General features: G+C 68.6%; 15 protein-coding genes, 2 pseudogenes and 1 riboswitch. Of the genes and pseudogenes, 4 read left to right on the top strand and 13 right to left on the bottom strand.

The features are described 5' to 3' along the window. The gene (gene glpK / locus N4261_RS01880) at positions 1-1494 is read left to right on the top strand and encodes a glycerol kinase GlpK (RefSeq protein ID WP_261758545.1); all 1494 of its coding nucleotides are present in this window, start codon (positions 1-3) and stop codon (positions 1492-1494) included. A gap of 75 nt (positions 1495-1569) precedes the next feature. Here glpK and N4261_RS01875 read toward each other — a convergent pair whose 3' ends face one another. The 6 genes from N4261_RS01875 to N4261_RS01850 all read right to left on the bottom strand — a co-directional run bounded on the left by N4261_RS01875 (position 1570) and on the right by N4261_RS01850 (position 8793). Further along, the gene (locus N4261_RS01875) at positions 1570-2427 is read right to left on the bottom strand and encodes a nucleotidyl transferase AbiEii/AbiGii toxin family protein (protein WP_261758544.1); all 858 of its coding nucleotides are present in this window, start codon (positions 2425-2427) and stop codon (positions 1570-1572) included. Beyond that, complete coding sequence (locus N4261_RS01870) at positions 2424-3278, bottom strand: type IV toxin-antitoxin system AbiEi family antitoxin domain-containing protein (RefSeq protein WP_261758543.1); 855 nt, start codon at positions 3276-3278, stop codon at positions 2424-2426. The genes N4261_RS01875 and N4261_RS01870 overlap by 4 nt, the downstream gene beginning before the upstream one ends. Before the next feature lie 231 nt (positions 3279-3509). Further along, positions 3510-4088: a TMEM165/GDT1 family protein gene (locus tag N4261_RS01865; protein WP_261758542.1), complete on the bottom strand. Its 579-nt coding sequence runs from the start codon at positions 4086-4088 to the stop codon at positions 3510-3512. A 2-nt stretch (positions 4089-4090) separates the two neighbouring features. Next, a riboswitch (yybP-ykoY riboswitch) is annotated at positions 4091-4340 on the bottom strand. Continuing rightward, complete coding sequence (locus N4261_RS01860; RefSeq protein ID WP_261758541.1) at positions 4320-5732, bottom strand: M16 family metallopeptidase; 1413 nt, start codon at positions 5730-5732, stop codon at positions 4320-4322. Its footprint overlaps the riboswitch before it by 21 nt. Continuing rightward, positions 5729-7261 (bottom strand): M16 family metallopeptidase, encoded by a 1533-nt coding sequence (locus tag N4261_RS01855; protein ID WP_261758540.1) that lies wholly within the window; start codon positions 7259-7261, stop codon positions 5729-5731. Before N4261_RS01855 ends, N4261_RS01860 begins: the two co-directional genes overlap by 4 nt. A 227-nt stretch (positions 7262-7488) precedes the next feature. Then, positions 7489-8793 (bottom strand): NAD(P)/FAD-dependent oxidoreductase, encoded by a 1305-nt coding sequence (locus N4261_RS01850; protein WP_261758539.1) that lies wholly within the window; start codon positions 8791-8793, stop codon positions 7489-7491. Positions 8794-8855: 62 nt separating this feature from the next. Here N4261_RS01850 and N4261_RS01845 point away from each other — a divergent pair, with 62 nt between their 5' ends. Beyond that, complete coding sequence (locus N4261_RS01845; protein ID WP_261760872.1) at positions 8856-9548, top strand: helix-turn-helix transcriptional regulator; 693 nt, start codon at positions 8856-8858, stop codon at positions 9546-9548. Between the two features lie 165 nt (positions 9549-9713). Here the strand turns inward: N4261_RS01845 and N4261_RS01840 are convergent, their stop codons facing one another. Beyond that, positions 9714-10799 carry an acyltransferase family protein gene (locus tag N4261_RS01840; RefSeq protein ID WP_261758538.1) on the bottom strand — a complete coding sequence of 362 codons (1086 nt, stop codon included), beginning with the start codon at positions 10797-10799 and terminating at the stop codon, positions 9714-9716. 397 nt (positions 10800-11196) lie between these two features. Beyond that, entirely contained in the window at positions 11197-11769 is a 573-nt protein-coding gene (locus tag N4261_RS01835; RefSeq protein ID WP_261758537.1) for an SRPBCC family protein, read from the bottom strand. A 62-nt stretch (positions 11770-11831) separates the two neighbouring features. Here N4261_RS01835 and N4261_RS01830 point away from each other — a divergent pair, with 62 nt between their 5' ends. Continuing rightward, positions 11832-12836, top strand: a complete 1005-nt coding sequence (locus N4261_RS01830; protein ID WP_261758536.1) for an XdhC family protein — start codon at positions 11832-11834, stop codon at positions 12834-12836. 12 nt (positions 12837-12848) lie between these two features. Here the strand turns inward: N4261_RS01830 and N4261_RS01825 are convergent. Together N4261_RS01825 and N4261_RS26200 are read right to left on the bottom strand one after the other, a co-directional pair. Beyond that, positions 12849-13343, bottom strand: a pseudogene (locus tag N4261_RS01825) (DUF6515 family protein); the annotation flags it as partial. A gap of 27 nt (positions 13344-13370) precedes the next feature. Continuing rightward, a pseudogene (locus tag N4261_RS26200) lies at positions 13371-13487 on the bottom strand (RcnB family protein); the annotation flags it as partial. Positions 13488-13723: 236 nt separating this feature from the next. On the opposite strand from N4261_RS26200, the gene N4261_RS01820 reads away from it, so the two are divergent. After that, entirely contained in the window at positions 13724-14371 is a 648-nt protein-coding gene (locus tag N4261_RS01820; protein ID WP_261758534.1) for a glutathione S-transferase family protein, read from the top strand. Between the two features lie 51 nt (positions 14372-14422). Here the strand turns inward: N4261_RS01820 and N4261_RS01815 are convergent, their stop codons facing one another. From N4261_RS01815 to N4261_RS01805, 3 genes are all read right to left on the bottom strand, one after another. After that, positions 14423-16906 carry a penicillin acylase family protein gene (locus tag N4261_RS01815; RefSeq protein WP_261758533.1) on the bottom strand — a complete coding sequence of 828 codons (2484 nt, stop codon included), beginning with the start codon at positions 16904-16906 and terminating at the stop codon, positions 14423-14425. Continuing rightward, positions 16903-17514, bottom strand: coding sequence for a response regulator (locus N4261_RS01810; protein ID WP_261758532.1), 612 nt, complete (start codon positions 17512-17514; stop codon positions 16903-16905). Before N4261_RS01810 ends, N4261_RS01815 begins: the two co-directional genes overlap by 4 nt. A 194-nt stretch (positions 17515-17708) precedes the next feature. Beyond that, the gene (locus tag N4261_RS01805; protein ID WP_261758531.1) at positions 17709-19214 is read right to left on the bottom strand and encodes an ABC transporter substrate-binding protein; all 1506 of its coding nucleotides are present in this window, start codon (positions 19212-19214) and stop codon (positions 17709-17711) included. Between the last annotated feature and the right edge of the window lie 4 nt (positions 19215-19218).

Raw genomic sequence — 19218 nt, 5'->3', positions numbered from 1 at the left:
ATGACCTATCTGCTGGCCCTGGACCAGGGCACCTCCAGCTCCCGTTCCATCGTGTTCGATGCGCAAGGCCGCATCGTGGCGATGGCGCAGCGCGAGTTCCGCCAGATCTATCCCCAGCCGGGCTGGGTGGAGCATGACGCGCAGGAGATCTGGACCTCCCAACTGGCCACCGCGCGCGAGGTGCTGGCCAAGGCCAAGCTGAAGGCATCGGACCTGCGCGCGCTGGGCATCACCAACCAGCGCGAGACCACCTTGGTCTGGAACCGACGGACCGGTCAGCCGATCTACCACGCCATCGTCTGGCAGGACCGCCGCGCCGAGCCGCAATGTGCGGCGCTGCGGGAGCAGGGCCATGCGGGGACCATCCAGTCCAAGACCGGGCTGGTGGTCGATGCGTATTTCTCGGGCACCAAGCTGCAGTGGATCCTGGACCACGTCGCCGGTGCGCGTGAGCAGGCGGACCGCGGCGAGCTCGCCTTCGGCACCATCGACAGCTGGCTGATCTGGCAGCTGACCAATGGCCAGGTGCATGTGACCGATGTGAGCAATGCGTCGCGCACCATGCTCTTCAATGTGCATGAGAACCGTTGGGACGAGGACCTGCTGAAGCTGTTGAACATCCCGGCCTCGGTGCTGCCGAGCGTGCATCCGTCGGCGCACGAGTTCGGCACCGTAGCGCCCGAGCACCTGGGCGGCGCCATCCTGATCGGCGGCATTGCCGGCGACCAGCAGAGCGCCCTCTTCGGCCAGGCCTGCTTCGAGGCGGGCATGGCCAAGAACACCTACGGGACCGGCTGCTTCATGCTGATGCACACCGGCACCCGCTTCCAGACCAGCGGCAACGGCCTGATCACGACGAGCGCGGCGCAGCCCGATGCGACGCCGCGCTTCGCGCTGGAGGGCAGCGTCTTCATCGGCGGGGCGGTGGTGCAGTGGCTGCGGGACGGGCTGAATGCGATCAAGGCCAGCGGCGAGGTACAGGGCCTGGCCGAAAGCGTGCCGGATGCCGGTGGCGTGATGTTCGTGCCGGCCTTCACCGGCCTGGGCGCGCCCTACTGGGACGCCGAAGCGCGGGGGGCGATCGTCGGTCTGACGCGCGGCTCTACCGTGGCGCACATTGCGCGTGCCGCGCTGGAGAGCATTGCCTTCCAGAGCGCGGCGCTGCTGCAGTCGATGAGCCGGGACGCCGTGGCGGCGGGTGGCGCACCGGTGAGTGAGCTGCGGGTGGATGGCGGGGCGTGTGTCAACAATCTGCTGATGCAGTTCCAGGCTGACCTGCTGGGCATCCCAGTGGTGCGGCCCAAGGTGATCGAGACCACCGCGCTGGGCGCGTCCTACCTGGCGGGCCTCACGGCCGGCGTCTACGGCAGTTTGGACGACATCGGCAAGAACTGGCAGACCGAGCGCGTGTTCCTGCCCACGATGTCCCGTGACCGCGCGGAAGTGCTGATGTCGCAGTGGGAGCGCGCGGTGCGGCAGGCATCGACGCGGTAGGGGTTTCAAGCGAGGCGACACCCGGGGTGCAACACCCTCTGACGTCGACAGTCGGCGCAGACGCCGCGCGATCAGCTAGGCGTCGAGGTGTGGCAGGAAGACATCGAAGAATGTGGCGCAGGCTTGTCGAGGATCGTAGGTTCGTCCGAACGGCAGGAAGCCATCCATATCGGACAGGAACTTTCGAGACGACATGCGGCGGTTCATTTCGGACTGCACGTCCGCCGCGCTGAAGTCGCTGCCCTCCTGTGCCATGTAGAACCGGAATGCGGCGCCGACGCGAGCCGGGTCGACCCCGTACTTGGACGCCCCCGAGGCTGACTGCTCCCAGGCCCACCAGAGGTCGTAGAGATCTCGCCCCTGTTCGCGTTGAAGCAAGGCACGCAGTTTGGTGCCCAACATTTCGTCCAGCGCATACGACACGACTTGCATGGGCCTTGCGCCATCAGCGCCGTCCGGAACCTCAATCTCCACCGGCACCAACGCGTAAAGCGGGCGCTGCTCATTGGTGTTGACCTCGATCTTGAGATGGGCGTGAGCTGCGTCATTGCTCGAGGGGTCGTAGGTGAACTCGGTCCGGATGATCGTGGACTTCGCCACCAGGTTACGGACCGCGAGTTGAATGGTGGTGAGCACGGATTCGCGGGGCTGGCCCAGCAAGGGGAGAAGGACGCGATGCAGCGCCTTCTCGATGTGTTTGGGCGGGCGATCGCCCACCTTCACCAGATCGATGTCTTCGGAGTAGCGGCTCGCCGGGGACAGGTGCCCCTTGTGCAGCACGGTTCCTCCACGCATCGCCACTTGGGTCCTCAAAAACGGGTCTTCGAAAATGGCGGCAACGGCTCGGCTCAGCAGGTAATCCTGCTCCACCATCAGATCATTGCTCCAAGGCGCGTGCTTGCGCCAGGCGGCCAATTCACGGGCAGCGATCACATCAGCTCCCTCAGCATGTCGAGATGCTGAGGGTTGTACCGAATGCGCCAACGCGGATCGACCTGCGCGGACTCGTCACCGTTCTCGGATGTGCCAAGTGTCAAAGTTTGAACCGGTACCCGTCGACCGGAGAGCCAGTCTTCCATCCGATTCGCCGCTTGCCTCATCTGAAGACGGTCAAGCAGGAAGCCCAGTCGCTGAACCACCGGCACCTGCCCGGTGGCATGGGCCGCGCGGGTGAGTTCATCTCCCGATAGCTCGGGGCCCAGATCGCGTGCAATGCGCGCGATGCTTTCCATGCCACCGACCGAGGACTGATGGCGGACAAGGTCGAAGAGCGTCGCCTCACGGGTGCTGACGCGCCACGGTGCAACGCCGTTGGACACCACGACCGTTGGCGTATCGTCCACGGCACGCTTGGCGATGAACTCGACCGTCAACTTGCCGGCAGTGATCGCCCCACGGGACCGTTCCAGCATGACTTGGGTCGTCTGCACGGCGTAGTGGGCTGATCCCCAGTGCCTGGCAGCAGACAGCAGGGCCACGTAGTAGCCGCCCCCCAGGGCTCGCATGCAGTCATCGAGCCACCATGTGACGGGCGGGGCCCCGTAATGGGCATGCTCCGGCGGAACGATGAGGCAGGTGCTGGGCCGGCGGCTCAGCCGCACGATAAGGCCGGCCGCCTCAAGACGACGAAGCGTCCGGTCCACAGAGCTGCTCGATGCTCTACCGGTCAACTGAGCGAACTCAGCCGCATCGAAGAAGTAGCGCGACTGTTGCTGAATCGCGCGCAGCGCCGCTTCAGAAGTCAACCGGCCGCCGGAAGTCGCAGGCAGGGGAAGGGAGGCCAAGATGGAGGACATAAACGTTCGTCAATCCTACGCTGAAACGTACTTTTAGACGAACGTTTATGCAGACAGCCCTCATGAGCGAATGACTCTCTAAGTCATTGTTTCAAAAGAAGATATTCCTCCGGCCTGCCGACCGACGTGAATTAATCAGCACTATAAAGAACAGCTGATGTACTTTTAGCCAAACATTTATGTCGCCGCCCAAACGTCGCATAGGCTTCCGACAAGCCGTCAGAACCCGAGCGACTCCCCCGCGCCCAGCAGCGTCGCCGCACCCAGCACGGCGAAGATGGCGGCCGCGATGCCATGGACCAGTCGCACCGGCATCTTGTGGGCGAGCTTGTCGCCGATCAGCACCGCAGGCACGTTGGCGACCATCATGCCGAGCGTCGTGCCCGCCACCACCGGCCAGAGGTCGGCGAAGCGCGCGGCCAGGGCCACGGTGGCGATCTGGGTCTTGTCACCCATCTCCGCCAGGAAGAAGGCCACGATGGTGGTGCCCAGCACGCCGAAGCGATAACGCTTGCCGGTCTCTTCCTCGTCGATCTTGTCGGGAATCAGCGTCCAGATGGCCATGGCGATGAAGCCCACCCCCAGCACCCAGCGCATGGTCTGGGGCGAGACCTGGGTGGTGATCCAGCTGCCCAGCGCGCCGGCGCAGGCATGGTTGACCAGGGTCGCAATGAGGATGCCCAGGCAGATGGCGCCGGGCCGGCGGAACCGCGCGGCCAGGATGAAGGCCAGGAGCTGGGTCTTGTCGCCGATTTCGGCCAGGGCCACCAGGCCAGTGGAGATGAGGAAGGCTTCCATGAGAACGCTCAGCGGCCGAGACACACCAATGACCATGCCCGCGCCGGCCGCAACCCGGGAGCATGGTCAAAGGTCTCGCCAGGCTGGGAACACAAGGTTCCTGGCTACCGCACGCCATGAGCCGATCCAGGATCGGCTCAAGTCTGTTGACGCGGGTCTGCTGAGGTGCCGTCCATGAACCAAGTGTTCGGCCGATCGGAGCGATCGATGGACGGCGGAGTGGTGCAGCGGCTACTCCCCAATGACAGCGCGCATTGTAGTCTCGGCCACACCGGGCCAGGCCCGTTGCAAGCCGTCGAGCTTGCCGGGGTCGCCCAGCAGCAGCAGTTGCGTGCGGTTCTCACGCCAGCTGGCGCTCATCAACAGCTGCAGCACCGGCGCGCTGACGGCGCGCAGCCGCTGCGGCCATTGCAGCAGGTCCTCCAGCTCGCCCGCAGTCACCGCCTGGGACAGCAGCTCGTCGGGTCCACGCTGCAAGTTCATCTGCCAGTCCCCCAAGGCCAGCGCCTGAGCCATGGCCAAGTCCTCCGGACTGACAGCCTCCGCCGACAGCTTCGGCAGTTGCTCCCGCAACAGCGGCAGCAGCTCGGGCAGCGTGGCCGAGGGCACGGTCACGCTCAGCCGCCAGCAGGTGGCCCCGCCCAAGGGTTCGATCTCGCTGGTCCAGGCCCCGGGCAGTTGGGCCGCCAGCCGCTGCTCCAGCAGCAGACGCGCTAAGGTCCGCAGCACCCGCGGCGTTCCGCGCGGGATGGCCGTCTGCACCACCAGGCGACAGCCCAGCGCGCGAGGCAAGGTCAAGGCATAGGCCAGCGGCGCGGCCGGTGCTGCGGCACTCGCCATCGCCGCTGCGGCGGTGGTGGGCGGATTGGGCGATGACTTGGGCGCCTTCCAATCGTCCAGGAAATCGGCCGCCAAGCCCCGGGCAGCCTCCAGGGTGAGGTCACCGCAGAACAGCAGCTGGCTGCGGTCCGGCCGCCAGTATTGGCGGTGGAAAGCCAGCACGTCGTCGCGCTTGAGCCGCTTGAGGCTGCCGGAAATCTGCACCGGTTGCGCCCGTCCCCAGAACATGCGCCGGGCCACCCAGGGCGCCAGCATCAGCGCGTCCGCACGCCGAAGCGCGAGCGCGTCCTGGGCGCGGCTGCGCATGTGTTCGAGCGACTCGAATTCCAAGGTCGGCGCGCCCACCAGATCGGCCAGCAGGTTGACCGCGTCGTCACACTGGTCCGGCACCGCTTCCAGGGCAAGCTCAGCCGATCCCGGCGACAGATCCAGCTGCAGCGGACGCCCGAGCAGGTCGCTGGCGTAGGCAATGTCGGCAGACTCCATGGTCTCGCCACCACGCCGCGCGCCCTGGGCCAGCATCGACAGCGCCACTTCCGCCAGGCCCTCCTTGCCGAACGGATCCCGCAGCCAGCCGGCGTCGGTGATCAGCCGGATCGAGGTGCGCGGCGCGCCCGGACGCGGCAGCACCAGAATGTGCACCCCGTTGGGCAGGCGCGCCTGATGCAGGGTCAGCGGCGGCAACTGAGGCAGCGGCGGCAGCTCCGGCGGCTGCTCGAAACCCGGCTGCGCCTGCGCCAGCAACGGCAGCGAGGACGCCAGCGTGGCGCCCAGCATCCAATCTCGGCGGCGCAGTCTCGTCATGCCCAGGCTCCCGGCACGGTGCGCACGATGGCGGCGCCCGCGCCAGCGGCGGCCGCCGCACCTACATCGGCCAGCAGCGTCAGCACCGGCGCCTGCACCACCTGGCGGCGCCAGAGCTGCTGCACGTCATCCGCGGTCAGGCGTGCCCACAGGGCGGCGTCCTTGGCCGGGGCCGACACATCGCCGCGCAACACCCAGGCATCGGCCAGTGTCTTGGCCAGCGTCGATGCGCCCCACTCGCCAGCCTGCCATTCCCGCTTGAGCAGCGCCTTGGCCTTGTCGAGCTCCTCGTCGCTCACTGGCTCATCGGCAAGCCGCAACACTTCCTTCAACAGCGCGGCGGCCAGCGGCGCAGCGGTCTGTCCGTGGGCTGCGAGCGCCTGCGCGACCAGCAATCCGGCCTGCTGATGCTGAACCAGCCGCAGGTTGAGATGGTGCGCAACGGCCAGTTCGTCGACCAGGGTGTCGGTCAGACGACCCGATCGCCCCCGGCCCAACAAGGCATGCGCCAGTCGCCAGGCGGGCGAGGACGCATCGTCGAGTCGAGGCACCTGCCACACCAGCGCGGCAGCAGGCAGCGGCGCCTGGGGCAAGGACAGCTTCAGCGTCTGGCTCTGGGGACGGCGCGCATCACGCGCCTCGCGGGGCTCACGGGGCTCTCGGCCCTCGCCCGACGCATTGCTCGACGCCGCCGAGCCCGCCGAGCCCGAAGGGGTCGAGGAAGCGGCAGCACTCGCGGCACTGGACGACATCCCCGGCGATGCCGCGCTGCCTGCCAGCTCAGCCTTCGGGCTGGGTGCCGGCACGGCGGAGGCATTGCCCGATGACGATGACGACGCCATGGCTGACGACCCGACGGCCGCGCTGGCCGATCCTGCCGCGCCCATCGGCGATCGGATGGAGCCGAAGTAGTGCATCACCCAGCGCGCCAACGCGCCTTCGTCGAAGGCGCCGGTGATGACCAGCAACGCCCGATCGGTGCGGAAGTTCGCGGCATGGAAGGCGCGGAGTTCCTCGACATCGAGATCGCGGAGTTGATCCGGATCGCCGAGCGTGCCGCGCTGGTAGGGATGCGTGAGATAGCCGTGGCGCTGCACCGCCAGATCGAGCCGACCATAGGGCTGCAGCAGCGGCTGCTGCGCGGCCTGCCGCAGTTGCGCACGACCGCGAACCAGCGTGTCGGGATCCAGACGCGGATTGCTCATGCGCTCGGCCTCGGCCCAGAGCAGGCGCTCCAGATGCGGGGCCAGCACCGTGCTCTGCAGCGCGGCGAAATCGTCGTCGATCTCCAGCGTCGTGGTGCCGCCGGCTTGCGCGATCAGACGATGGAACTGTCCGGGTTCGAGATAGCGACTCGCGCCCGCGGTCAGCCGCAGGGCGAGATGGGTCATCCCCGACCGGCCCGTAGGATCATCGCGGGCGCCGACGCGGTAGACCACGCGCACCGACGCCAACGCGCCCGGCACGGGCCGCGCCAGCCAGTGCAGGCCATTGGGCAGGCGCTGCGGTTCGACGCTGTAGCTCGACATGGCAGCAGCATAGCCGCCAATCTGCGGTCGACCGCCGACCTGCAACATCGACGCGACACCGCAGCGCCCCCCGCGACGGGGACAACACCGGCGCAGGCCGCACAGATGCGGGCCGGCATCCGAGTGCTAGACCGCACCTCGGCACATCGCTAGGTGCGGTCGATCCGCGTGCGTCAAACAGAGGGTCAGGAGGCGTCGATCAGGAGGCGCCGTTCAGGATACGTCGCTCAAAAGACATCCGGCGGATCGTGCGGCGTCTGCGGTTCGACCACGATCCGCGCGTGGCGCTGGAAGGTGAAGTACGCCCAGGCCCAGTCGGCAAACACCCGCACCCGATTGCGAAATCCGATCAGAAAATAGACGTGCACGAACAGCCAGAACAGCCAGGCCGAGAGGCCGCTGAACTGGACCGTCCCGAGGTCCGCCACCGCCGCCTTCCGACCGATGGTGGCCAGCGAGCCGTAATCCATGTAGCGGAACGGCCGTTCCGATCGGCCGTTCATCCGGGCCAGGATCTGCTTGGCGGCATGGCGCCCCGCCTGCTTGGCGCCGGGGCTGACCCCGGGCACCGGCTTGCGGCTGCCGTCCTTTTCGAGGCTCTGCGCTGCAGCCATGTCGCCCACCACGAACACCTCGGGATGCCCCGGAATGTTCATGTGCTCATCCACCACCACCCGGCCGGCGCGGTCCAGCGGCACGTCCAGTGTGCGCGCCAGCGGCGACGCGGCCACCCCTGCGGCCCAGACCTTGGTACGGGAGGCAATGCGTTCGCGCCCGCCGTCCGCGGTCTGCAGGTCCACACCGTGCTCGTCGATGCCGACCACCCGGCAATTCACCCGCACCTGCACCCCGAGCCGCTCCAGTTGCGCCCGCGCCTGGGCCGACTGCGCCGGCTTGAAGGCCGCCAGCACCCGGTCCGAGCCCTCGATCAGCAGCACCTGCGCACGGCTGGGATCGATGCGTCGGAACTCGTCGCGCAGGGTGTGGCGCGCGATCTCGGCCAGCGTGCCGGCCATCTCGACACCGGTCGGTCCGCCGCCGATCACGATGAAGTTCAGCCACGGTGCGCGGCTGGCCTCGTCGGGCAGCGTCTCGGCGCGCTCGAAGGCGCTCAACAGCCGCGCCCGCAGCTTGAAGGCATCCGCCAGGGTCTTCAGTCCCGGCGCGTGGTCCTGCCACTGGTCGTTGCCGAAGTAGCTGTGGGTCGCGCCCGCGGCCACGATCAGATGGTCATAGCCGAGTTCCTGGCCATCGGACAGACGCACCCGCCGCTGGGCCTTGTCGATGTGCTCGACCTCCGCCATCAGCACCGTGAGATTGCGCTGGTGGCGCCGCATGTGCCGGATCGGCGCGGCGATGGCGGGCGCCGACAGGCCGGCGGTGGCCACCTGGTAGAGCAGCGGCTGGAACAGGTGGTGGTTGCTGCGGTCGATCAGCGTCACGCGCACCGGCGCGCCGTCCAGCACTTTGGTGGCCTCCAGGCCACCGAAGCCGCAACCCACGATCAGGACATGAGGCAATTCGGCATTCATGCGGCACATCCTAGCTTCGATGACTACCGGGACAGGTCATGTCCTTCGTCGACAATGCCGCTATGCGCCGCGCCGACCGTTTGTTCCAGATCGTCCAGTTGATTCGTGGACGCCGCCTGACCACCGCCGACTTCCTGTCCCAGCGGCTGGAAGTCTCCATCCGCACCGTGTATCGCGATGTGGCCGCGCTGCAGCAACAGGGCGTGCCGATCGACGGCGAAGCGGGCGTCGGCTACCGCATGCGGGTTGGCTTTGAACTGCCGCCGCTGATGTTCAGTTCGGAAGAGGCGCAGTCGCTGGTCGCCGCCGTGCGACTGGCGCAATCGCAGTTGGACGCGGTGCTGGGCCAGCGGGCGGAGGAAGCGCTGAGCAAGATCCTGGCGGTGCTGCCGGGCACGGCGCGCGCCGCGGCGGAGAGCCTGACGGTCTATGCCCCGCAGCGCGGCCTGGACGACGCCACCCGCACCCGGCTGACCGAGCTGCGCCAGGCCACCGAGTCCCGCAACAAGCTGCGCCTGCACTACCTCGATCTGAACGATCAGACCACCACCCGCATCGTGCGTCCGCTGGCCTGCTTCTTCTGGGGGCCGGTCTGGACTTTCTCCGCCTGGTGCGAGCTGCGCGAGGACTTCCGCAGCTTCCGGGTCGACCGGGTGCAGCAGTTGGACATGCTGGAAGAGCGCTTCCGCGATGAACCGGGCAAGACCCTGGCCGACCTGCAGCGGCTCGACAACGCGCGCGAGAACCTGGCCTGAGTCGATTCGAGGCGGGGCGACGCCACACGGTCGGGGCGCTCTGTCCGCCACAAGTCGTGAGGGCAGTACCGTCGTCCAGAGCGGCGGCCGTTGGCCACACCCGCGGCCGGAGCGCCACTTACCGCACCGGCAGCGGGTCGGCCCATCGGCGCGTCCAAGGCGTGATCAGCGAATCGCTGCGCCGCGCGGAAGCACCGCCGCCGCCGGGCGCCAGCGCATCAGCGGCGCCTCGATCCAGCGGTAGAAGGGCACGGCGGCCACATTGCTCAGCCCCCAGGCCGCAATCAAGGCCAGCGGAGCCAGCACATCCAGCATCGGGGCCGGACTTTCGGCCCGGTGCTCGTACAGGGCGTTGACCAGCAGGCAGACCGGGAAATGCACCAGGAACAGCGCATAGGCATGGCGCGCCAGACCTTGCAGTCGCGCCTGGAACCAGGCCGGGCCGCCGCCGTGTCGCCAGGCCGCGACCACGATGACCGTCATCGCGGCCACCACCAGCCGCTCACGGAACTGGATCGCCAGTGCGGCCGCCAGCATGCTGCCCAGCAACGACCAGGTCAGCCACCGACGGCGTGCGGACCACGACTGGCTCCAGAACAGCAGCGCGCCCAGCCCATAGGCGCCGAAGAAATAGATGCCGTAGGCGTCCAGCTCGCCCATGCGATTGAACATCAGCAGCGACGCGGCACACAGCAGGCCGACCAGCGCCGGCGCCAGCCGCTGCCGCATGCCCAGGCTCAGCGGCAGCCGACGCAGGCCCCACATCACCAGCAGCAGCAGGGCAAAGAGCTGGAAGTCGATCGCCACATACCAGGCGCCCACGGTGAGCGCCTCCACTTGCAGCAGGTCATGCAGCAGCAGCGCATGCGCGATCAGCTGAAGCAGGTTCACCTGCTCGGGCACCAGCTCAGGCAGCAGCGGCTTGACCAACCAGGAGGCGGCCAAGGTGAGCATCACGGCGGCCATGAATGGCGGCACCAGCCGCCAGTAGCGCTGAGCCAGCAAGGCCGGCGCCGAACGGTGGAGCTGCGATTCCTGGGCCGACAGGGCACGCGCGCTCAGGTAGCCGCCCAGCACCAGGAAGATCTGCACCGCCATGCGGCCGTAGTCGTAGAACCAGCCCGTCAGCAGCGGAAACAGCGCATGCATCGCTTCGGCGATCGGACCGTAGACGGACAGATGGTGAAGGACGATCAGTTGAGCGGCGAGTGCACGCAGGGCATCAAGCGGGAACAGACGGACGGCGGCCATGGGCAAAGAACAACGCTGCGCGAGCAGCGACAGACTGAAAGACTTCTTCGGGTTCTCGAACGCATCGAGGCGTTCGGGTGCTCGGGCGCACGTTCCGGGGCTTCCGGCGCGAGATCCCGCACGGTCGGCGCTACCAGCGCAGCGGCTCCGACGGCTGCAGCCCGGCAAGGCGATGGCAGCCATCAAAAGCAGCGGCCACCCGCAGGTGGCCGTCAGACAGGCGCGATTCTAGTCGGCAGGGCCTCGAAACTGCCGTCCACAGGCCGCTGTGCGCCCGTTTGCGGGGGGTCGGCAGGTAAAGCCCGTAAGCGCGTGTGAGCCGAGCCACCAGTCCGGCCGTCGGAACCTTCGCCCCGGCGCGGCAGCGGGTGCGTCAGCGGGCCTGCCAACGGGCGCGTCAGCGAGGCGGCTTCTGCGAACGCGTGCGCGGCTTGGGGGGCGGATAGAGGGTGCCGTTGAAGATCGCGGCGAACCAGCTCAGATACCAATCCACCAGCCGCTGCGGCCAGGGTTTGGGCGCGGCCTTCACCGGGGGCGGCCGGTCGGAGGGATGACGCCGCATGACCGCCTCCGCCAGGCGTTTCAGATGGCCATCCAGCGCCTGGATGGTCTTCAGACGGAAGGACGAGGGCTCGCGCTGGGTCTGCAACACCAGGGCGACATGCAGCAAGGTGCGATGCTCGCCCAGCAATTCGAGCCGCAGCTGCACCTGGCCTTCGGTGGATCCGAGCGCGTCGCCATGGCCGTCGAAGCGCAGCCGCACCTGGCGCGGGGCGGCGGTGTCGAGCACCGTCAGCTGTCCCTGGAAGGCCGGCATCGAGAGCGCATAGCTGCGGGGCGAGGCGCCGGGGTCCAGGGTGATGCCGTGCGGCAGGCTGTCCCGGAGCAGCGTCAGATCCTGCAGCGCTGCCCAGGCGCGGGCTTGGGAGACCGGCAGGATGAGGTCGTCGTTCAGGGTCAGCGTGGTCATGGGCTGGATTGTGATCCCTGACGCCGTGCAGACCGATCCGGATTTCGATATGGTCCGCTCCCATGGACAACATGGATCTGCAAGTGCTGCGTCAGGTGCAGCAATGGCTGGACGCTGACCAGCGCGTGGTGCTGGGCACCATCACCCGCACCTGGGGCTCGGCGCCTCGGCCGGTGGGATCGGTGGTCGCGGTCCGGGGCGACGGCACGATCACCGGCTCGGTCTCGGGCGGCTGCATCGAGGACGACCTGATCGCGAAAATTCGCGAAGGCGCGCTCACCCTGCAACGGCCCGAGCTGATCCGCTACGGTGTCGGCGCGGAAGCCGCGCAGCGCTTCGGACTGCCCTGCGGCGGGACGCTGGAGCTGATGCTGGAGCCGATCGGCCCGCAGTCGGCCATCGCCGCGCTGCTGGAACGCCTGACGCGGGGCGAACGCGTGCTGCGCACGCTGGACCTGGCCACCAGCGTGGTGACGCTGGCCGAGCCGCCCGCTCATTCGCGCGATGGTGCCGACCGGCTGGTGCTGGACGCGCACCGGCTCATCACCCACCACGGCCCGCAATGGCGGCTGCTGATCATCGGTGCGGGCCAGCTCAGCCAGTACTTGGCGCAGATGGCCTTGGCGCTGGACTACCAGGTTGAGGTCTGCGACCCGCGGGACGACTACCCGTGGACGCTGATCGCCGCCCCGCTGACCCGCGACATGCCCGATGACGTGGTGCAGCGGCTGCAGCCCGACGGCCACACCGCTGTCGTGGCACTCACCCATGATCCCAAGCTCGACGACCTGGCCCTGATGGAGGCGCTGCGCAGTCCGGCCTTCTATGTCGGCGCGATTGGCTCGCGGGTCAATCAGGCCAAGCGGCGCGCCCGGTTGCAGGAACACTTCGACCTCACCGAGGCCCAGCTCGCACGGCTGCATGGTCCGGTCGGCCTGCACATCGGCGCCCGGACGCCGCCCGAGATCGCGCTGTCCATCCTGGCGCACATGACGGCCGAGCGCTATGGCGTGCAGATCAGCAGCGCCGCGCCGAGCAGCGGTGCGGAGGTGGGCTGCGTCCTGTAACGACCGAGTGGCTCAGCGCATGATGTAGCCGCGGCCGTCCATGCAGGCCTCGACCGCGCGGTTGAAGACGCTCGCGTCGTTCATCGCGCTGGGCTGGGTGGTGGCCCAGCGGTTGCATTCCTGGCGATCGGCCTCGGTCTGGGTCGTGCTCTGCCCGTTCCGCGGATAGATGATCGGATCAGGCCGTGGCGGCGTGGCACTGACCACCGCCGGTTGCACCGTCTGCGCATTCGGCGGCGGCGCCACCACGACATAACCGGGTTCGCTGACCGCGGTCGTGTAGTACACGCCATTCGCGTAGTAGTAGGGCAGCCCGCCGATGCGCAGCGTCACATAGGCCGACGGCAGTACCGGAATGACCACGCCCACCGGCGGCACGATGACCCGGTAGCTCGGTCCATACGGCCGATACCAGACGCCGCCGTGGTACCAGTACCGCCCGCTGACGAAGACCGCCCCGCTGGGCAGGCCGCGCGAGACGTAGCCCGGTGCCGGGTAGTAATGGTCATGGTGATAACGCGCATCGAACGCGAACCCCGGCCCCGGCCCGTGCCGGGGACCACCGTGACCTCCGGGGCCATGGCCCTGGGCCGCGGCCAGCGCCGAGCCCAAGGCCAGCGCGACGGGAATCAGCCAACGTAACGTGTTCATGATCGGATCGCCTGATGGCGGACGTGCTGTCCAGGTGCCCATTCAACGCCCTCGATGCCGACCCCGTCTACGGAGGGCGGTTTCGGCCGGGTAAAGAACCATTGCGCGGCGAAGCGCACACCCGCCGCGCGTCGCCAATCCGTCCGAGGCGCGCCGGTGCGATGATCCGCCCGCGCTGCCGCCTTTGGTCGCAACGCCCTGTTGAATCCCGTGTCGGTCCTGCCTCCGCCCCGCCCATGATCCAGCTCTACTACTACCCCAGCAACGCCAGCATGGCGCCCCACATCGTCCTGCAGGAGTTGGGCGTGCCCTTCCAGCTCCAGTTGGTCGACCGCAACCGCGACGAGCACAAGTCGCCCGCCTTCCTGGCGATCAATCCCAATGGCCTGCTGCCCGCCCTGCGGGACGGTGACCTGGTGCTGTTCGAATGCGCCGCCATCCTGCTGCATCTGGCGGACCGCCACGCCGACGCCGGCCTCATGCCGCCGCTGGGCACGCCGGAACGCGCCCAGGCCTACAAATGGTTGATGTGGCTGACCAACACCCTGCAGCCGACGGTGATCGCCTACTACTACCCGGACCGCTGGGTCGCGCCCGGCAATACCAGCGGCGCGGCTGAAGTGAAGCAACAGGCCGAACTGCGTGCCAGCGCGCAATTGGACCTGCTGGCCGCCGAGTTCGAGCGCCATGGCGGCCCGTGGGTGCTGGGCGAGCGCTACAGCGTGCTGGACGCTTTCGCCTTCATGCTGTGCCGCTGGACCCGCAACTTCGCGCAGCCGGCGCGGCAGCGCCCGGCTTTGGGCGCCTTCCTCGATCGCATGGCCGAGCGCCCCGCCCTGCGCCGGGCCATCGAGACCGAAGCCCTGCCGACACCCTGGTATTGAGCCCGACCGGCGGCGCCCGAGCACCCGCCCGCCGATCCATCGCCTGTCCGCTCAGGGTTTCAGGACCAGCCGCCCCTGGCTGTGGGTCTGGATGTCGCCGTCGCTCAGCCACGCCCGTCGATACCGGCCCTGCGCCAGCATCTCCGCCTGGTCGCTGTAATGGCGATCCGGCCAGACGCCGCTCTGGCCGACCGGATTGATGCCCAGCGCCTCCTGCGGCAGGGCAAAGTCGATCAGGCGCCGGGTCGACGGACCGTAGGCCACCGTCCAGGGCGCATCGCCGCCACGCTGGGCGAAATTGTTCGGCACTTCATGGCCGCCCGGCACCGGGAACGGGCCGACGTTGAACAGCCGATCCAGCGGGGCCTGCTTGCCCAGCGGGTGCTCATGGGTGAGCGTGTGCACACCCGCCCAGCGCCATTGGTTGCTGTCCGGATCCACCGATCGCTGCAGGTGGGCCACCGCCGCCTTCCAGGCCTGACGGACGATTTCCGCCTGCGTCTCGCGCTGCGGCGTGGCACGGTTGTCCCACCAGGGCGCCTCCGAATCGGCCACCAGTCGCGGGAGCGCATGGTCCAGCGCCCGGGTGCGCCGCAGGTTGTCGAACTGCAGATCGCCGAGTTCGTCCTTCATCGTCGCCCGCAGCAACTCGGTGAGGAACTGCTGGAACAGCACCGGCGCCAGGCCGTCGCTGCGGTACGCGCCATTCCAGCGCGCCAGGGCCTCGACCAGCGATTGCTCCTCGCCGGAGGCCGCCAGCCGCAGCAGCGGGATCAGCGGCCGTAGCACCCGCGGACCGTAGTCGGTCTGCACATCCAGCTGCAGCGCCTGGCTGTTGGTCAGGTCCCAGCGCCGACCCTGGTTCAACAGCCCGTCGAGTCGACGGCCCCGCTCGCCCAGGTTGTAGTAGCCCGGCACGGGTACCCGCGACTCGGGCTGGAAGTTGGCCGACACGATGTAGCCGCGCGCCGGGTTCTCCTCCTGCGGGTTGTCGCTGAAGGGCCGGAAGCCGAGCTTGTCCGCCTCGTGGGTGCTGCCGTCGAGCAGGAAGCTGGGGTTCACGCCGTCCGGCCGGATCGGCAGCCGGGCCGCCGCCCACCAGGCGATGTCGCCGCCGGCATTGGCCCAGACGATGTTCAGGCCGGGCGCGTGGATCAGGCTGGCGGCTTCGCGGGCCTTGGGCAGCGTGTCGGCGCGGCCCAGTTGGTAGAAGGCCTGCAGCACCGGGTTGTCGGTCTCCAGGAAGGCCCACCACATGGCGATCGGACGCTCACCCCGATCGCCGGGGACGGCATCGTTGATGATCGGACCGTGCGGCGAGCGGCGCAGTGTCAGCACTTGGTCCGGCTGGCCCTTGACCTTGATGATCTCCTGGCGCGAGGTCAGGGCCACCCAGCGGCCGCCGGCCGGATCGGCAGCGTCAGCCGGATTGGCCAGCCACACTTCATTCGGATTGGCCGGGTTCAGTTTCTCGGCGATCAGGTCGATGTCGTCGTTCTGGAACATCGTGAGGCTCCAGCCGAAGCGCTCGTTGTGGCCCAGCAGCGCCATCGGATTGAGCGCCAGATGGTGTCCATAGAGCTCGAACGACGGCGTCTTCAGATGCGCCTCCCACCACACGGCCGGGGCCGAATAGGCGATGTGCGGATCGCCGGCCAGCAGCGGCTTGCCGCTGGCGGTGCGGCTGCCGGCCACCACCCAGGCATTGCTGCCTTCGAACTGCGGCAGGCCCGCCAGGGCGGACGCCCGCTCGCTGGCCGCGGCCAGGCGGGCCAGGGTCGGCAGGGTGGACATCGCCAAACCGCGCGGCGCGGACAGCGAGGAAGGCGAGGACGGCAGCCCCGCCTGCAGTTCGCCGCCGGGCTTCCAGTCGAGTTCGAAGATGCGCAGGTAATCCGGGCCGAGCTGGTCCCGGATCGCCGTCAAGGCCGGCTCGGTGCGGAAGGCGGCGGCAAAGCTGTAGGCCAGGTAGCCGGCGATGCTGAGGGTGTCGGCGGCGCTGAAGGGGCGCTTCGGAATGCCGAGGATCTCGAACTCCAGCGGCGCCGGCCGGGTCGCCTGGTACTGGTTCACGCCCTCCAGATACGCCCGCAAGGCCTGCGCCGCGGCGGGCTGCGCATTCAGCGCGCCACCGGCGGCCGCCAGTTGATCGGCACGCTCCCGAATGCCCAGGGTGCGGAACAGCCGGTCGGTCTCCAGCAAACGGGGGCCGAGGATCTCGGCCAGCTCGCCGCGCGCCAGGCGACGCAGCATCTCCATCTGGAACAACCGGTCCTGCGCATGCAGATAGCCGAGCGCGCGGTAGAGATCGTCCTCGTTGCGGGCCTCGATGTGGGGCACGCCCCACTCGTCGTAACGGACCTGAACTGGTGCGTTCAAGCCGGCCAGCGTCAGCTCACCGGTGCGCTGGGGCAGCTTGGCGCGCACATGCCAGGTGATCGCGCCGGCCGCCACGGCCAGCAGGACCACCAGGCCGACTGCACCGCGTCGCAGCCACCGCCGCACGACACCGCGCGGCCGGCCCGCTGCGGTCATGGGTGGATCCGGCGCAACTGGGCCAGCGCTTCCACCCGCCTGAGCATTTCGCGGTCATTCCAGGGCTTCTGGAACATGCCGTAGAGGCCCTGGATCTGATGGAGCCGCGCATGCAGCTCCTCATGGCCGGTGATGGCGATGATGGGGAGGTCTTCCGTCTCCATCGCGCCCTGCACCGCCTGGATCAGCTGGAAGCCGTCCATGTTGGGCATTTCCAGGTCGGTGACCAGGACACCGAAGCGGCGATGGGCCATCATCTCCAGCGCCTCGACACCGTCGCGCGCAGCGATGACCTCGTAGCCCACGTCATTGAAGAGCTTCAGCAGCTTGGCGCGCACCACGGCGGAGTCGTCCACCACCAGCACCGGCAGCCGCTCGTCGACACCGGCCGCGAAGGCCGCGGCGCGCGGGGGCGCGGCAGGACGCGGGCCTCCCACCGGGGCGCCGCCGGGCGGCGTGGCCGAGGGCGTGCGCGGTGGCACGCCGACATCATGGGCATCGCCACGACGGCCAATGATGATCCAGACCAGCAGCGCCAGCGGAACAGCGAAGAGCAGCGGAATCAGGAACGGCTGCAAGGTATCGGGAAAGTGCAAATCAAACGGCATGCGGGTCTCCGGCTCCTCCGAACCGAGCACGCTAGCACCGCCCGGAAGCCTCACTGTAGAGGATATGCCCGCGAAGGGGATGACCGGCATCACCGGCCCGACAAGCCGTCATCCAGCCCCCGGAACGAGGGGGCCGCCGCTGATGTGACGGCGCCACAGCCGAACGCAGATCGAACCGCGGACCGCCCGCCGGCTCAGGCCCAGCTCAGGGCCGACAAGTCGTTCGCAAACAGCGGGGTGCGGGTCCACAGCCCGCGCAGGTTGGCGCGCGCCACCGTGATCCATTGCGGCTGGTAGAGGAAGCCGGCCACCGCGTCCTGGGCCACCAGACGCTGCGCCTCGGCGAACAGCGCCAGCCGGGTCGCCGGATCCGCGCTGGCCTGCATCCGTTCATAAAGTGCATTGAACTCGGGGTTCTGATAGCCCCAGTAATAACCGGCGCGGGCGAAATTGCCGAAGTCGTGCGGCTCCACATGCGCAATCAGCGTCAGGTCATAGGCCTTGTTGCCATAGACGCTCGACAGCCATTGCGCCCATTCGATGTGCTCGATCCGGATCGTCAGGCCGATGGCGCCGAGCTGTGCGGCGATCAGTTCACCGCCCTGACGCGCATACGGCACCGGGGGCAGCTTCAAGGTCAGGCTCTGTCCGACCGCCTTGGCCTCCTGCAGCAGCGCACGGGCGGCAGCGGGGTGGTAGGCGTTGATCGACGTGCAGTCCACATAGCCAGGTGCATCCGGCGTCACATAGCTGCCGATCGGCACGCCATAGCCGTCCGCACTGGCCTGGATGATGGCCTTGCGGTCCAGCGCCATCGCGATGGCGCGCCGCACCCGGACATCCCCCAGCGGCGCCCGCTGGTGGTTGATCGCCAGGATGGTTTTGGCGCGCGACGACGCCGTGATCACCTGAAACCGCTGCGGCTGGGCCTTGAACTGGGCCATGGCCCGGGCGGCGGCCACCCGCGGGAAAGCATCCACATCGCCGGCCAGCAGCGCCGCCACCTGGGCGGACGGCTCCCCGATGAAACGGAACTGCACCCGCGGCAGCCGGATCGAGGCCGGCTCGCGGAAGCCGGGCCAGGCCACCAGCGTCAGGCTCGCCCCGCGCTGCCATTGGGCCACCCGATACGGCCCGGTGCCGACCGGCGTCTGGGCATTGCCTGCGGCGCTCTTGGGCTCGACGATCACCGCAGGCGCCTGCGCCAGCAGCGCGGGGAGCTCGGGTTCGGGCAGACGCAGGGTGAGCACCACGGTGAGCGGATCCGGCGCGCTGATGGCCGTGATGTTGCTGAAGACCCGACGGTCCTTGTTGAGGCTGCCTTCGGCTCCGGCACGCTCGAAACTGAACTTCACCGCCGCAGCGTCAAACGCCTCGCCGTTGTGGAAACGAACGCCGCGGCGCAGCGAGAAGGTCCAGGTGCGCTGGTCAGCGGACACCTGCCAGCGGGTGGCCAGCAAGGGCAAGGCGCTGCCGTCCTGGGCCACCTTGGTCAGCGGCTCCAGCACGTTGTAGAGCACCACCTCCGCGATGGCCGAGGCGGCACCGGTGGTCGGGTCCAGGCCCGGCGGTTCCAGGGTCATGCCCAGCACCAGCGGCCGCTGCGACGCGGGTTGGGCGTCAACGGGAAGGGTCAGGGAAGTGAGGGTGGCGCCGACGGCCGCACCCGCGGCCCCCAACGCAAAGCGGCGTCTGTCCATGGGG

This window comes from Roseateles amylovorans (assembly GCF_025398155.2).
GTDB lineage: Bacteria > Pseudomonadota > Gammaproteobacteria > Burkholderiales > Burkholderiaceae_C > Roseateles > Roseateles amylovorans.
This window is presented reverse-complemented; position numbering and strand designations above follow the sequence as displayed.

Excerpts from the sequence above, each read along its gene's own strand:
- N4261_RS01845 (WP_261760872.1), top strand. The coding sequence starts at position 8,856 with ATGCGCCGCGCCGACCGTTTGTTCCAGATCGTCCAGTTGATTCGTGGA.
- N4261_RS01855 (WP_261758540.1), bottom strand. The coding sequence starts at position 7,261 with ATGTCGAGCTACAGCGTCGAACCGCAGCGCCTGCCCAATGGCCTGCAC.
- N4261_RS01815 (WP_261758533.1), bottom strand. The coding sequence starts at position 16,906 with ATGACCGCAGCGGGCCGGCCGCGCGGTGTCGTGCGGCGGTGGCTGCGA.
- N4261_RS01810 (WP_261758532.1), bottom strand. The coding sequence starts at position 17,514 with ATGCCGTTTGATTTGCACTTTCCCGATACCTTGCAGCCGTTCCTGATT.
- N4261_RS01835 (WP_261758537.1), bottom strand. The coding sequence starts at position 11,769 with ATGACCACGCTGACCCTGAACGACGACCTCATCCTGCCGGTCTCCCAA.
- N4261_RS01860 (WP_261758541.1), bottom strand. The coding sequence starts at position 5,732 with ATGACGAGACTGCGCCGCCGAGATTGGATGCTGGGCGCCACGCTGGCG.
- N4261_RS01805 (WP_261758531.1), bottom strand. The coding sequence starts at position 19,214 with ATGGACAGACGCCGCTTTGCGTTGGGGGCCGCGGGTGCGGCCGTCGGC.
- N4261_RS01820 (WP_261758534.1), top strand. The coding sequence starts at position 13,724 with ATGATCCAGCTCTACTACTACCCCAGCAACGCCAGCATGGCGCCCCAC.
- N4261_RS01865 (WP_261758542.1), bottom strand. The coding sequence starts at position 4,088 with ATGGAAGCCTTCCTCATCTCCACTGGCCTGGTGGCCCTGGCCGAAATC.
- N4261_RS01840 (WP_261758538.1), bottom strand. The coding sequence starts at position 10,799 with ATGGCCGCCGTCCGTCTGTTCCCGCTTGATGCCCTGCGTGCACTCGCC.
- glpK (WP_261758545.1), top strand. The coding sequence starts at position 1 with ATGACCTATCTGCTGGCCCTGGACCAGGGCACCTCCAGCTCCCGTTCC.
- N4261_RS01830 (WP_261758536.1), top strand. The coding sequence starts at position 11,832 with ATGGACAACATGGATCTGCAAGTGCTGCGTCAGGTGCAGCAATGGCTG.
- N4261_RS01850 (WP_261758539.1), bottom strand. The coding sequence starts at position 8,793 with ATGAATGCCGAATTGCCTCATGTCCTGATCGTGGGTTGCGGCTTCGGT.